Source organism: Synechococcus sp. BA-120 BA3 (assembly GCF_034931285.1).
Lineage (GTDB): Bacteria > Cyanobacteriota > Cyanobacteriia > PCC-6307 > Cyanobiaceae > Cyanobium.
On record NZ_JAYGHZ010000522.1, the window covers coordinates 1 to 520 of the forward strand.

The window sequence follows — 520 nt, forward strand, 5'->3', positions numbered from 1 at the left end:
GGGCTGGAGGCCGCCGGCAACTTCAGGACCGAGGGCGGCGAAGCCGATGGCAGCCAGGCCTACGGCGAGGCGGCCATGGTGATCGGGCCCCGCGGTGGCGCGGGCTGCCGCTGGCATCCCCCCAGTCTCTGGCTGGGCATCGGCTGCGAGCGGGACACCAGCCTGGCGGTGCTGGAACGGCTGGTGGCCGAAGGCCTGGAGCAGCAGGGACTGGCCCGGGAGGCCGTGGCGGGCCTGGCCAGCATCGATCGCAAGGGGGATGAACCCGCCCTGCTGGCCCTGGCGGAGCAGCACGGCTGGCCCCTGCGCCTCTATGACGCCCCCACCCTGGCGTCGGTGGCCGTGCCCCATCCTTCGGAAGCGGTGGCCCGGGAGATGGGCACGCCCAGCGTGGCCGAAGCCGCCGCCCTGCAGGCGGCATGGGAGGCGGCATCGGAGGCGGGCCGGCTGCTGACGGAGCTGGCCGGGACGGCGCCGCGCCTGGTGGTGGAGAAGCGGATCGGGCGCGCCGCCGGTGGGG

Annotated in this window: 1 protein-coding gene; it reads left to right on the plus strand. The window is 76.0% G+C overall.

The features are described from left to right. A partial coding sequence (locus VB737_RS17275; protein WP_500314787.1) for a cobalamin biosynthesis protein occupies positions 1-520 on the plus strand: 520 nt, incomplete at both ends.